Source organism: Synechococcus sp. NB0720_010 (genome assembly GCF_023078835.1).
In the GTDB taxonomy this organism is placed as follows: Bacteria; Cyanobacteriota; Cyanobacteriia; order PCC-6307; family Cyanobiaceae; genus Vulcanococcus.
The window spans coordinates 726002-738813 of record NZ_CP090898.1 but is presented as its reverse complement, the minus strand read 5'-3'; the positions used below and the strand labels follow the sequence as shown (position 1 = coordinate 738813).

At 64.0% G+C, this 12812-nt stretch carries 15 protein-coding genes and 1 rRNA gene; 10 read left to right on the top strand and 6 right to left on the bottom strand.

The window, feature by feature from the left end; genetic code table 11:
* Positions 1 to 139 precede the first annotated feature (139 nt).
* Positions 140 to 256 (top strand): 5S ribosomal RNA (gene rrf / locus LY254_RS04020).
* 202 nt (positions 257 to 458) lie between these two features.
* Here rrf and LY254_RS04015 read toward each other — a convergent pair.
* From LY254_RS04015 to rimI, 3 genes are all read right to left on the bottom strand, one after another.
* Positions 459 to 629 (bottom strand): hypothetical protein, encoded by a 171-nt coding sequence (locus LY254_RS04015; protein ID WP_247479067.1) that lies wholly within the window; start codon positions 627 to 629, stop codon positions 459 to 461.
* Positions 630 to 715: 86 nt separating this feature from the next.
* Entirely contained in the window at positions 716 to 3265 is a 2550-nt protein-coding gene (locus LY254_RS04010; RefSeq protein ID WP_247479065.1) for an ATP-dependent Clp protease ATP-binding subunit, read from the bottom strand.
* A 182-nt stretch (positions 3266 to 3447) separates the two neighbouring features.
* Positions 3448 to 3912, bottom strand: coding sequence for a ribosomal protein S18-alanine N-acetyltransferase (gene rimI, locus LY254_RS04005; RefSeq protein ID WP_247479063.1), 465 nt, complete (start codon positions 3910 to 3912; stop codon positions 3448 to 3450).
* A gap of 34 nt (positions 3913 to 3946) precedes the next feature.
* Here rimI and lysA point away from each other — a divergent pair, with 34 nt between their 5' ends.
* From lysA to LY254_RS03975, 6 genes are all read left to right on the top strand, one after another.
* On the top strand, positions 3947 to 5338 hold the full coding sequence (gene lysA, locus LY254_RS04000; RefSeq protein ID WP_247479061.1) for a diaminopimelate decarboxylase: 1392 nt from the start codon (positions 3947 to 3949) through the stop codon (positions 5336 to 5338).
* Positions 5339 to 5429: 91 nt separating this feature from the next.
* The gene (locus LY254_RS03995) at positions 5430 to 6197 is read left to right on the top strand and encodes a diadenylate cyclase (RefSeq protein ID WP_247479727.1); all 768 of its coding nucleotides are present in this window, start codon (positions 5430 to 5432) and stop codon (positions 6195 to 6197) included.
* Positions 6194 to 6988, top strand: a complete 795-nt coding sequence (locus tag LY254_RS03990; protein WP_247479059.1) for an isoprenyl transferase — start codon at positions 6194 to 6196, stop codon at positions 6986 to 6988. Before LY254_RS03995 ends, LY254_RS03990 begins: the two co-directional genes overlap by 4 nt.
* 79 nt (positions 6989 to 7067) lie before the next feature.
* Entirely contained in the window at positions 7068 to 7970 is a 903-nt protein-coding gene (gene bioB, locus LY254_RS03985; protein ID WP_247479726.1) for a biotin synthase BioB, read from the top strand.
* Positions 7967 to 8881 (top strand): rhodanese-related sulfurtransferase, encoded by a 915-nt coding sequence (locus tag LY254_RS03980; protein ID WP_247479057.1) that lies wholly within the window; start codon positions 7967 to 7969, stop codon positions 8879 to 8881. Before bioB ends, LY254_RS03980 begins: the two co-directional genes overlap by 4 nt.
* A gap of 5 nt (positions 8882 to 8886) precedes the next feature.
* Positions 8887 to 9834, top strand: a complete 948-nt coding sequence (locus LY254_RS03975; RefSeq protein WP_247479056.1) for a DUF952 domain-containing protein — start codon at positions 8887 to 8889, stop codon at positions 9832 to 9834.
* Here LY254_RS03975 and LY254_RS03970 read toward each other — a convergent pair.
* Positions 9822 to 10094, bottom strand: coding sequence for a Txe/YoeB family addiction module toxin (locus tag LY254_RS03970; RefSeq protein WP_247479051.1), 273 nt, complete (start codon positions 10092 to 10094; stop codon positions 9822 to 9824). The two genes, LY254_RS03975 and LY254_RS03970, sit on opposite strands and share 13 nt — an antisense overlap.
* Positions 10081 to 10341: a type II toxin-antitoxin system Phd/YefM family antitoxin gene (locus tag LY254_RS03965; RefSeq protein WP_247479049.1), complete on the bottom strand. Its 261-nt coding sequence runs from the start codon at positions 10339 to 10341 to the stop codon at positions 10081 to 10083. The genes LY254_RS03970 and LY254_RS03965 overlap by 14 nt, the downstream gene beginning before the upstream one ends.
* A 45-nt stretch (positions 10342 to 10386) precedes the next feature.
* Between LY254_RS03965 and LY254_RS03960 the strand changes: the two genes are divergently transcribed.
* The 3 genes from LY254_RS03960 to LY254_RS03950 are packed head-to-tail and all read left to right on the top strand — an operon-like array spanning position 10387 to position 11906.
* Positions 10387 to 10881 (top strand): hypothetical protein, encoded by a 495-nt coding sequence (locus LY254_RS03960; protein ID WP_247479048.1) that lies wholly within the window; start codon positions 10387 to 10389, stop codon positions 10879 to 10881.
* A complete protein-coding gene (locus LY254_RS03955) occupies positions 10878 to 11525 on the top strand; it encodes a DUF429 domain-containing protein (RefSeq protein ID WP_247479047.1) in 648 nt (215 codons plus the stop codon). Before LY254_RS03960 ends, LY254_RS03955 begins: the two co-directional genes overlap by 4 nt.
* Positions 11526 to 11534: 9 nt before the next feature.
* Entirely contained in the window at positions 11535 to 11906 is a 372-nt protein-coding gene (locus LY254_RS03950; protein WP_247479046.1) for a DUF1622 domain-containing protein, read from the top strand.
* Here LY254_RS03950 and lipA read toward each other — a convergent pair.
* Positions 11903 to 12808, bottom strand: coding sequence for a lipoyl synthase (lipA, locus tag LY254_RS03945; protein ID WP_247479725.1), 906 nt, complete (start codon positions 12806 to 12808; stop codon positions 11903 to 11905). The genes LY254_RS03950 and lipA overlap by 4 nt on opposite strands.
* Positions 12809 to 12812 lie beyond the last annotated feature (4 nt).

Below are 12812 nucleotides of genomic sequence, written 5' to 3'. Positions count from 1 at the left end.
CTCAAAACACAGTGACTGCAGAGTCAATGTGGAGAGCTTTTGACTTCCAGAGCGAGAGTTTGCTGTTGACGCAAGTCAATCAGCCAATCAACTCGTAACCTATGCAGTTCTCAGGGTTCACCTGAGAGCGAATCTCTATCCTGGTGTCCATGGCGCAGTGGAACCACTCCGATCCATCTCGAACTCGGCTGTGAAACGCTGTAGCGCCGACGATATTTGGGGGGTAGCCCCCTGAGAAAATAGGTCGATGCCAGGTAAAACATTCGCTCCAACAACTCAATCCATGCTGCTCTCTTTTGATGAGATGAGCCATGGGTTGAGACGAGAAAGCCACCCCAAAAGGGTGGCTTTTTTGTGCCTGGAATTAATTGCTCTTCCGCTGAACAAAGGCCGTCGTGGATCACTCCTCGGCGGCCTTGGTATTGCAAAGAACCCGCGATCAGAGCTGATTCGAGCAATCAGGAGAGGTGCATGTGCACTTGTTTCCAGTTGCCGCTGAGCTTTTGCCAGATTCGGGTTTCGCAGCAGCGGGCGGTGACCGGATCACCATTGACGAGTTTCTGTGTCAGGCGGGTGTAGCTCACCACTACTGATTCATCGCTCAGCCAGCGCAGATGTGGGCGCGCCAATGTCGCTTTGCCTCACTTTTGTTGTCGCCTCCCCAAGAAAAAAGCCCGGTCACTGACCGGGCTTACTTGTTGAAACTGCACTGCTCTTAGACAGAGGCGAATTCGGGAATTGAAGGGGTCGCTGAGTCCTTGCGGATGACCACCTGCTTGTCGTCATCGACATCAACCAGGGCGGTGTCGCCTTCGCCAATTCGCCCAGAGAGGAACTCTTCGGCCAGGGAATCTTCCAGCAGGCGCATGACGGCACGACGCAGCGGGCGGGCGCCATAGCTGGGGTTGTAACCCTCGTCGACTAGGCGCTCCTTGAAGGCTTCGGTGACAGTCAAGGTGATGCCCTTCTCCTGCATCCGAGTGAAGACCTCCTTGAGCATGATCTCGGAAATCTCCTTCACCTCGTCGCGGCTGAGCTGACGGAAGACGATGATCTCGTCGAGGCGGTTCAGGAATTCAGGGCGGAAGTACTGCTTGAGTTCTTCGTTCACCAGAGAACGAATCCGGTTGTAGTTCGTCTCTTCGGCATCGCCGCCAGAGAACTCGAAACCGAGGCCGCCGCCGCCCTTCTCGATGACCTTCGAACCGATGTTCGAGGTCATGATGATCAGGGTGTTCTTGAAGTCCACCGTCCGCCCCTTGGAATCGGTCAGGCGACCGTCTTCCAGGAGTTGCAGCAGCAGGTTGAACACATCGGGGTGTGCCTTTTCGATCTCGTCGAACAGGACCACCGTGTAGGGACGACGACGCACCGCTTCAGTCAACTGACCGCCTTCGTTGAAGCCCACATAGCCCGGAGGCGAGCCGATCAGCTTGCTGACCGTGTGGCGCTCCATGAACTCGGACATGTCGAGGCGGATCATCGCCTCTTCACTGCCGAAGAAGTAGGACGCCAGGGACTTGGTCAGCTCGGTCTTACCAACACCGGTCGGGCCGGAGAAGATGAAGCTGGCGATCGGCCGGTTGGGGTTCTTTAGGCCAACCCGAGCCCGGCGGATGGCGCGGGACACTGCCTTGACGGCTTCGTCCTGACCAATCAAGCGCTGGTGGAGGGTCTCCTCCATGTTCAGCAGCTTGGCGGATTCGCTCTCGGTGAGCTTCTGAACAGGAACGCCAGTCCAGGAGGCCACGATCTGGGCGATGTCCTCTTCGGTCACCATCGGACCGCTCTCGCTCACAGCAGCTACGGAAGCATCGGCCACGGCGACTGGGGTATCCGCAGAACTCTCGCTGGATTCAGCAGCGGGCTTCTCCTCGTTGCGGTTCTGCAGGATCGAGCGGATCTGCTCGCGCAGTTCGACTTCTTTATCGCGCAGTTCGCCGGCCTTGGTGAAGTCCTGCTCGCGCACGGCCTCATCCTTCTGCTTCTCGATCTCGCGCAGTTGCTTGTCGACCTCCTTGGCCGCTGGGGGCAGCTTGGAGTTCATCAGGCGCACGCGGCTACCGGCCTCATCGATCAAGTCGATGGCCTTGTCCGGCAGGAAGCGATCGGAGATGTAGCGATCACCCAGGGTGGCGGCCGCCACCAGGGCCTCATCGGCAATGGTCAGGCGGTGGTGAGACTCGTAGCGCTCCTTCAAGCCGCGCAGGATCTCAATGGTGTCCTCGACGGAGGGCTCACCCACCTGCACCGGCTGGAAGCGACGCTCCAGGGCGGCATCGCGTTCGATGTGTTTGCGGTACTCATCGAGGGTGGTCGCGCCGATGCACTGCAGCTCACCGCGAGCCAAGGCGGGCTTGAGGATGTTGGCGGCATCGATCGCGCCTTCAGCGGCACCGGCGCCAATCAGGGTGTGGACCTCGTCGATCACCAGGATCACGTTCCCGGCGCCACGGATCTCCTCCATGATTTTTTTGAGGCGCTCCTCGAATTCGCCCCGGTACTTGGTACCGGCCACCAGCAAGCCGATGTCCAGGGTGAGGACGCGCTTGTCCTCGAGGATGTCGGGCACATCGCCGGAGTTGATGCGCTGGGCCAGGCCCTCGGCGATGGCCGTCTTGCCCACGCCGGGTTCGCCAATCAGGACCGGGTTGTTCTTGGTGCGGCGACCCAGGATCTGGATCACGCGTTCGATTTCGTGCTGGCGGCCCACGACCGGATCGAGCTTCCCGTCGGAGGCCTGCTGAGTCAGGTTGCTGCCGAACTCATCGAGGGTTGGCGTCTTGGTGGAACCCTTGCCACCACCGCCGCCACCGCCGGCGACCTCGGCGGTCTCGCCCAGCATGCGGATGACCTGGGTGCGCACCTTGGCCAGGTCCACCCCAAGGTTTTCCAGCACCCGTGCGGCCACGCCTTCGCCCTCGCGAATCAGGCCTAGCAGCAGGTGCTCCGTACCGATGTAGTTGTGGCCAAGCTGACGCGCTTCCTCAAGAGAGAGTTCCAGAACGCGCTTGGCCCTAGGTGTGAAGGGGATCTCGACGGCCACAAAGCCGGATCCGCGGCCGATGATCTTCTCGACCTCGACCCGAGCGTCCTTGAGGTTGACGCCCATGGACTTCAGGACCTTGGCGGCAACGCCGGTGCCTTCGCCGATCAGGCCCAGGAGGATCTGCTCGGTGCCCACGAAGTTGTGACCCAGGCGGCGGGCCTCTTCTTGGGCCAGCATGATCACCTTGATGGCCTTCTCGGTAAACCGCTCGAACATGGGGCGGGGCCTGGCTGCATGTTCCCCCAATTTATCAGGGTTGCTTGGGGGTGTGTGAGATCAATTTCAGAAGCGCCAAATCCCAATGCCCAAAAGGGATTGCCCCGCGCGATCGTCACAGCGAAGCGGTTAAAAGTTTCCGGTTCTCGCTATCAGGAATGGGCGGCAATCCGTACCGCCTCTCAGTCGTGTAATTCAAGCCATTGGATCAGGGCATCGCTTCCGTTGCGGTAGTAGCCGCGACGGATTCCAGCGGTGCTGAAGCCCAGGTCTGCGTAGAGCGCCCCTGCGGCGGTGTTGTCCGAGGCCACCTCCAAGGTCGCTCGCTGCGCTCCAGCCTCCCGGGCCTGTTCCAGGAACGCCTGAATCACGCGCCGTCCCAGGCCCTGGCGCCTGTGGCCTGGATCCACGGCCAGGGTTGTGATCTGCAGTTCATCCAGGACCAGCAGTCCGCAGGCGAAGGCCAGCAGCTGCTCCCCTTGCCAGAGCCCCAGCCCTGCCCTCTGTTCGTCGGCGAGTTCCGAGCCCCATTGGCTTTCGCTCCAGAGCCCGCCCAGGGCGGCTTGGTCCAGGGCAAGGCAAGCGCTGAGGTGCTCGGGCCTGAGCGCCTCAAGGCGGACCTGGGGATCGGCAGTGTGCGTCGGCACAGGGGCCTGGAGGCGGCCTCTTTAGGATCACCCTATGACGACTTCGATGGCGACAGCCGATCTCCAAGTGAGCAACCGGCCCTTTGAGAGCAACCGCGATACCGCTAGTCCCAACCGCAATCTCACCCCCGTAACGACGGCCGTTGGCCCGAAGGGTGGATTGGAGGTGGGGGGCTGCGGCCTGAGTGATCTGGCTCGCCGCTACGGCACACCGTTGTATGTGCTGGATGAGGCCACCCTTCGCGGCAATGCCCAGGCCTACCGCAAGGCGCTGGCGTCCCATTACCCAGGTTCGGCCCTGGCGCTTTACGCCTCGAAGGCCAACAGCAGCCTGGCCATCACCGCTGTGGTCGCCTCCGAGGGGCTCGGCCTCGATGCGGTCTCGGCGGGCGAGTTGCTGACGGCGGTTCAGGGGGGGATGCCTCCTGAACGCATTGTCTTTCACGGCAACAACAAGAGCCTGGAAGAGCTCCATTTGGCGGCCGACTTGGGCGTCACCGTGGTGGCGGACAACTGGTCGGATCTCGAGCTCTTGGCGTCCCTGGGCTTGAGCCAGCCGGTGCGCCTGATGCTGCGCTTCACCCCTGGAATCGAGTGCCACACCCACGAGTACATCCGCACCGGGCACCTCGACAGCAAATTCGGCTTTGATCCCGACCAGCTCGAGCCAGTTCTGCGCCACCTTCAGGGCTGCAGCTGGGCGTTGGTCAGCGGCCTCCACGCCCACATCGGTTCTCAGATTTTTGAACTGCAGCCCCACCGCGATTTGGCAGCGGTGATGGCCGACGCCCTGAAGTTGGCGCGCGAACTTGGCCATCCCGTCTCGGACTTGAACGTCGGCGGTGGTCTTGGGATCCGTTATGTCGCATCCGATGATCCGCCGTCCATCGACGAATGGGTCCGCACCGTGGCCGAGGCCGTTGCCGGTGCCTGCCAGGAGCGGGGACTGGATTTGCCGCGGCTTCTTTGCGAGCCCGGTCGCTCCCTGGTGGCCACGGCTGGGGTGACCCTCTACAGCGTTGGCAGCCGCAAGGAGATCCCTGGGATCCGCACCTATCTTTCCGTTGATGGCGGGATGAGCGATAACCCCCGTCCGATCACCTATCAATCGCTCTACACCGCCGTTTTGGCTGACCGCCCTGAGGCGGAAGCCAGTGACACCGTCACCCTGGCGGGTAAGCACTGCGAATCCGGAGACGTTCTGCTGAAGGACTTGGCCCTTCCTCCGGCCCAGGCAGGTGATGTTTTGGCAGTCTTTGCCACCGGCGCTTACAACGCCTCGATGGCTTCGAACTACAACCGCATCCCTCGCCCTGCAGCGGTGATGGTGCATGACGGCATGGCGGAGCTGGTGCAACGCAGGGAGTTGCCAGAGGAACTGCTGCGCTACGACGTTCTGCCGGAACGCCTTCGGCCGGTAGTCTGAGCCTCAGCGAATAAGAGCAAGGGTGCTCGGGTTGATCGGGGGAATCCAGCTGGGCTTCGTGCTGGATCTCCTGTTGGCCACCGCCCTTGGCATGGTCATCCTGGCTCGGGTGAACGAGCCGCGGACCCTCTGGTTGCTGCGGGGGTACCTCACCTTGGTGGCCCTGGCCTGGGTGGTTCAGCGCTACGCCAACCTGCCGCTCACCAGCAAGCTGGTGGATGCCCTGGTCATGGCTTGCAGTTTGGCCCTGGCCATCCTCTGGCAAGGGGAACTGCGGCGCCTGATGGAACTGCTGGGGACTGGTCGGCTGGATGTTCTCTTTGGCAGCCAACGGGCCGACAAGCTCGCCTCGAGTTCCGTTGGTGTGCTCAGTGAGGCCGCGGGTCGCCTCTCCCAGATCCGTCGTGGTGGATTGATCGTCCTTGATCTGGGCAGTGATCTGCGCCCAGAGGACTTCCTCAACCCCGGCATCGCCCTGGATGCTCAGCTCTCGGTGGATCTGCTGCTGAACCTGTTTGCGATCGACACCCCGCTCCATGACGGTGCGGTGCTGGTCAAAGGCAATCGGATTCTCTCGGCGGGGGTGATCCTGCCCCTCTCCCGCCAGGGACTGAATCGCTATGGCACCCGCCATCTGGCGGCCCTGGGGATCACCGAGCGCTTCGATCGCTGTCTCTGCATCGTGGTGTCGGAGGAGACCGGCACCTTGTCGCTGGCCAAGCAGGGGCGCCTGGAGCGTCCGATCACGAGCTCGCGCCTGCAGGAATTGCTGAGCGAAGCACTGGCTCAGGCCCCGAAATCCTCTGGTAAATCTGCGGGTCGTAGCGTGTCCGTAGATTCGTCCGAACCTCTCGCATGAGTCGTTCCCTGACGACTGCCTTAACTGTCGAAGGGAACAGGCCCTCGCGCTGCGCCCTCCCGCCTGGGCTTGACCCGGGCCGGCTGCCGGCCCATGTCGCGGTGATCATGGACGGCAATGGCCGTTGGGCCGGGCAGCGCAAACTTCCCCGGGTGATGGGGCACCGGGAAGGGGTGGAAGCCCTGAAACGCACCCTGCGCCTTTGCAGTGACTGGGGCATTGGCTCGCTGACGGCCTACGCCTTCTCTACCGAGAACTGGAACCGCCCTGGCGAGGAGGTCAGCTTCTTGATGACCCTGTTTGAGCGGGTCCTCGCCAAGGAGCTGAAGGCGCTGGAGCAGGAGCAGGTGCGCATTCGCTTCCTGGGCGATCTCGAGCAGCTTCCCGAGGGACTGCAACAGCTGATCCAGGACGCCACGGACCGCACCGCCTCCAACACCGGCATTCGTTTCAATGTCTGCACCAACTACGGCGGTCGCCGCGAGTTGGTGCGCGCGGCGCGGCTGCTTGCGCAAGAGGTGGCTAGTGGTGAACGGGATTCTGACTCGATTGATGAGCAGGCCTTTGCCTCCAAGCTCCTCACTGCCGGGGAGCCGGATCCAGACCTGTTGATTCGCACCAGCGGCGAGCAACGCATCAGCAATTTCCTGCTCTGGCAACTGGCCTACGCCGAGCTGCACATCACGGATGTTCTCTGGCCCGATTTCGATGAAACGGCCCTGGTGAGCGCCTTGATGGATTTCCAGAACCGCCAACGTCGCTTTGGTGGCGTGACCTCCGTCTCCTCCTAATCGCGTGACCTCCTCTTCCGTTTCGGTGCGCCATGACTGGAGCACCTCTGAGATTCAGGCGCTCTTGGAGTTGCCCTTGATGGACCTGCTGTGGCAGGCCCAGGCGGTTCACCGCGAGGCCAATCCGGGGTATCGCGTCCAGTTGGCCTCCCTGTTGAGCGTCAAAACCGGCGGCTGTGAAGAGGACTGCGCCTACTGCCCGCAGTCGATGCACAACAGCAGCGATGTCACGGGGCAACCGGAGCTGGAGGTGGAGCCCGTCTTGGCCCGGGCTCGGGCGGCCAAGGAGGCCGGTGCCCATCGCTTCTGCATGGGTTGGGCCTGGAGAGATATCCGCGATGGGGCGCCCTTTGAGGCGATGTTGTCGATGGTGCGCGGCGTCCGCGAGTTGGGCATGGAGGCCTGCGTCACCGCCGGGATGCTGACGGACAGCCAGGCCGCCCGCCTGGCCGAGGCAGGCCTGACCTCCTACAACCACAACCTCGACACCAGCCCAGAGCACTACGACCGGATCATCACCACCCGCACCTACGAAGAGCGCCTCGAGACCTTGGCTCGGGTGCGCAAGGCAGGCATCTCGATGTGCTGCGGCGGCATCATCGGCATGGGCGAGAGCCTCACCGACCGCGCCTCGCTACTGCAGGTGCTGGCTTCGATGAACCCCCATCCCGAGAGCGTGCCGATCAACGCCCTGGTGGCGGTGGAGGGCACCCCCCTGGAGGATCAGCCCGCTGTGGACCCCCTTGATCTGGTGCGGATGGTGGCGGTGGCCCGGATCCTGATGCCCCATAGCCGCGTGCGCCTCAGCGCTGGCCGCGAAACCATGAGCCGAGAGGGGCAAGTCCTCTGCCTACTGGCGGGTGCGGATTCGATCTTCTATGGCGAGACCCTGCTCACCACGGGGAATCCCGATGTGGAGGCCGACCAACAGTTGTTGGCCCTGGCGGGCGTGAACCCCTGGCAGGAGCAGGTGCCGGCGTGAGCACCTTGGTGATGGCCTTCTATGGCTTCACCGCCATGGAGGACCTGCCTGGGTTGCAGCAGGAGCTCAAGGCTTTGGCCGAGCAAGAAGCGGTCCTCGGCACGATCCTGCTGGCGGAAGAAGGGGTCAACGGCACCATCAGCGGTCCAGATGCGGGCGTTCAGGCCGTGCTGGAGCGGCTGCGACAGTTGCCCGGACTCGGAGGCCTGGAGGCCAAGTTCAGCCGCGCCGAGCAGCAGACCTTTCATCGCCTGAAGGTCCGTCTCAAGCGCGAGATCGTCACCATGGGCTGCCCCACGGTGAAGCCAGCCGAGCAGGTGGGGACCTATGTCCCGCCAGCTCAGTGGGATGCGCTGATTGCCGATCCAGAGACCTTGGTGGTGGACACCCGCAACCGCTACGAAGTGGAGGTGGGCAGCTTCACCGGCGCGATTGACCCCGGCACTGACAGTTTTCGCGAGTTCCCCGCCTGGGTGGAGGAGACCCTGCGGCCCCTTGTGCAGGAGAAGCAACCCAAGGCGATCGCCATGTTCTGCACTGGCGGGATTCGCTGCGAGAAGAGCACGGCCTATCTGCTGCAGCAGGGCTTTGAGAATGTGCATCACCTGCAGGGCGGGATCCTGCGTTACCTCGAGGAGATCCCCGAGGAGGACAGCAGCTGGCAAGGGGAGTGCTACGTGTTTGACCAGCGGGTGAGCGTGAACCACCAGCTCGAGCCCGGCAGCTACAGCCTCTGCCATGCCTGCGGCCTACCGGTCTCCCCTGAGCAGCGCCTGCAGCCCAGCTACCGAGAAGGCATCAGCTGTCCCCACTGCATTGAGCGCTTTACGGAGACCGATCGCAAGCGCTTTGCTGAACGCCAACGTCAGATGCAGCTGGCCCGCGAGCGCGGCCAGCGGCACCTCGGCTAGGGCGGATGGCTCCGGTTCTCTACAGCTTCCGCCGCTGCCCCTACGCGATGCGCGCGCGCTTGGCCCTGGCCGCGGCGGGCCAGGAGGTGGAGCTGCGGGAGGTGGCCTTAAAAGCCAAGGCCCCGGAGCTGCTGGAGGCTTCGCCGAAGGGGACCGTTCCGGTCTTGGTGCAAGCGGGCGCTCCGGTGCTTGAGGAGAGCCTCGAGATCATGCGCTGGGCTCTGGAGCAGTGCGATCCCCTGGGTTGGTTGGAGGGGGACGGGGCTGAGACCGCAGCCTTGCTGGCTCAGAACGATGGTCCGTTCAAGCGGCACTTGGATCGCTTCAAGTACCCCGATCGCTACGCCGATGTCCACCGCCTGGAGCACCGCTCGGCCGTCCTGGTGATCCTGCGTGAGTGGGAGCAGCGCCTCCAGGCTGGGGGATGGCTGCTGGGCGCACGGTCGACGCTGGTGGATTGGGCCCTGCTGCCGTTTGTGCGTCAATTCCGCCTGGCAGATCCAGAGGGCTTTGACGGGGAGCCAGGGCTCGATGCTCTGCGGGAGTGGCTGGCGCGCTTTGAGGAGTCACCGCTCTTCCGGCGGGTGATGGAGTCCCCCTGGGCGGAGCGCCGCTGCTGGAGATCACCGCGTTGGCTCTATCACCTGGCCTTGGCTGCGGACTGGCAGCAGGCCCGCCAGCAGGGTGAGTACCGGATCTCAACCCGGGGGCAGAGCCTCGATCAGGTGGGGTTCATCCACGCCAGCTATGCCCATCAGCTGGAGGCCACCCACCAGCGCTTCTACGCCGATCTCGAGGACCTGCGGCTGTTGGTGATTGATCCGACACGCCTGGCGGCCCATGGCATCGCGGTGCGCCCCGAAGCGGCCCCGGGTAGCGGCGAGCTCTTCCCCCATCTGTATGGGCCGTTGCCTTTGGATGCAATCTGTCTGGTGGAGCGCTACACGCGGTAGTGGTAGCGGCAGGCCAGGATCACCAGGAGAGGGCCGTCGACGCGGTAGACGAGCCGATGCTCTGCATCGATGCGCCTGGACCAGCAACCTGAGAGGGATTCCCTGAGGGGCTCTGGCTTGCCAATGCCCTCAAACGGGTGCCTCAGGCAGGCCTGGATCAGTTGGTTGATGCGCCTAAGGGTTTTGCGGTCCTGTCCCTGCCAGTAGAGGTAGTCGCCCCAGGCCGCAGTGGTCCAGCTGAGTCGTTCAAGGCTCGGCATCGATCAATGCGTGATCGACCAACTCCCCGCGGTCGGCTTGCTCGAGGGACTGTTGCAGGTGGGCGGCGTTGGCGGGACTGCGCAGCAGGTGCACGGTCTCCATCAGGCTGTTGTAGGTCTCGAGGGACATCAGGACGGCGCTGCTGGCATCCCGCCGGGTGATCAAGGTGACGTCCGCATCGGCCTCGACTCGATCCAGGACGGCTTTGAAGCTCTGGCGCGCTTCTGAAAAGCTGACCACCTGCATCGCTTTGTACGCTCTTCTGTACATCAGCCTAGGTCGGTTCTGTTGATGAGTGTTCCCGGGCTAGCGGAGATCGAGCAGCGGGCCGCGGCGCGGGGGCTGCTGCTGCGGCTGCAGGTCAAGCAGGTCTTGGCGGTCAGGACCCTGAGGGTGGTGGTGGCCAGGCCGCGGCAGGGACAGGCGCCTGTGCTGCTGGGTGAGCTCAAGGGCTGGGCGCTGCCGCAGCCCCATGGCCTGCAACTCGACACGATGCGCGTTCAGGGGGCGGACACCCAGGGAGTGGGTGCCCTGATCTGGGCTGCCACCTTTGCCTGGGCACTAGAGGCCACCCCTTGCCGCCGTGCCCGTCTGCTGGCGATCCGCGACAACGATCAGCAGCATCGCCGTCTGGTGCGTTACTTCCGCCAGCTGGGGTTTGAGCCGACTCGGGAGGTCGGGGCCGCGGCGCTGGATCTCCCCCTGCGCCTGGTCTGGGGTGGGGCCGGACTGCTGATGTCTGGAGACATCGCTCAGGGGCTCGAGCGCGTCAGCCGTCGGCTGTGATCTTCGCTGGCATTGATGTGGGCGGCGCCCGCAAGGGCTTCCATGCCGTCCTGCTTGACGAGCAAACCGTCACTGACCAGCTCAACACGCCTGATCCGGAGGCGTTGGCACGCTGGTGCCTGAGGGCCGAGCGGATCGCGATTGACGCTCCCTGCGGTTGGGCCCAGCCTGGCCAGCGCTCGCGCCTGTGCGAACGCCAGCTCTTGGCCAAGGGGGTGCATTGCTTTGCGACTCCGACGCGGGAGGCGGCGCTGGCGAGCCGCAGCAACTTCTATGGCTGGGTGCTGCGCGGCGAGGCCCTCTACCAAGCTCTGCAGCGGTTCGGCGTGCCGATCGCCCGTGATGAACAGGCGCTGGCCGGGCGCTGCTGTTTTGAGAGCTTTCCCCACGGCATCACCGTCGCCCTCTCGCCGCAGATCGAGGTGAAAGCGGCGTTCAAGCTGGAGCAACGTTCCGCGCTACTGGAGCGCTTTGGCGTTTCGCTGAGTGGCTTGAGCAGCATCGATTGGATTGATGCGGCGGTCTGTGCCCTAGCCGCCCAGCGCATCGCCAAGGGGGCCGCGGCAGCGATCTACGGCGAACCCGAGGGCGGGTTACTGGTGTTGCCCGGTCGCACGCGCCACACTGCCGTCAGCAACGAGTGACCTGAGGCGATGGATCTGCATGGGATGGAGCTGCTGCTGACTCATTCGGCTCAAGCGCTTCGCCAATTGCTGGAGTTCCTCTCGCTGATTTCCGTCGCGATTGGCCTGGTGGCCGTTCTCAGTGGGGCGCGCAAGTTGCGGCTGCGGGAGATTCCGCCCCATCTGATCCAACGCGGGCCGGTGACGATGGCCCGGGTGACCTTTGGCTCCTGGGTTGCCCTGGCGCTGGAGTTTCAGTTGGGCGCCGATGTGGTCTTGACCACGATCAGCCGCGAGCCCAATGCCCTGATCCAGCTGGGTGCGGTGGCGTTGATTCGGACCTTCTTGAACTATTTCTTGGCCCTGGAATTGCGCCAGGAGGATCGCCATCAAGCCAGCTAGCCCTGGTCTCCGGCGTGATAACTGCTGCGCACTAAGGGGCCGGAGCGCACATCGCTGAAGCCCAGCCCCTTGGCGATGCTCCCGAGTTCCTCGAACTCCTCGGGCGTCCAGTAGCGATCCACCGGGAGATGGGCCAGGGAGGGCCTGAGGTATTGGCCGATGGTCAGCCGCTGGCAGTCCACCGCGCGGAGATCGCGCATCGCCTCGACCACCTCCTCGAACCCTTCACCCAGACCGAGCATCAGCCCGCTCTTGGTGGGGATCTGTGGCGCCAGCTCGCGGGCGGCTGCCAGAAGGCCGAGGGAGCGGCTGTAGGTGGCCCCACGCCTGACCTCTCCCTGCAGACGCTCCACCGTCTCGAGGTTGTGGTTGAAGCAGACGGGTGCTGCCGAGAGGACCGTCTGTAGCCGTTGGCGTTGGGCCGTGATCGCCTCGGCTTCCTCGCGGTGGCCCCCCCAGAAGTCGGGGGTGAGCACCTCGATGGCGATCAGCGGATTGCGGGCCCGGATGGCGGCCATGGCCCGGGTGAAGAGCGTCGCGCCGTGGTCGCTCTGGTCATCCCTGGCCACCGAGGTCAGCACCACATAGCGCAGTCCCAGGGTTTCGACCGCCTCGGCCACCCGTTCGGCCTCCTGGTCATCGAGGGGCTCCGGCGCCTGCCCCTTGTCCACCTGGCAGAAGGCGCAGCTGCGGGTGCAGATCGATCCCCCCAGCAAGAACGTCGCGGTTCCGGAGGCGTAGCACTCGCCCCGGTTGGGGCAGCGGCCTTCCTCACAGATGGTGTGGAGGCGTTGCTGCTTAACCACGGCCTGGACCGACTCCAGGGCGCTGGCCGCGCCGATGGGGGTGCGGATCCAGTCCGGTAGGCGTTCCTTGGGTGGAATTTGGCTGTAGCGGCTCATGCGC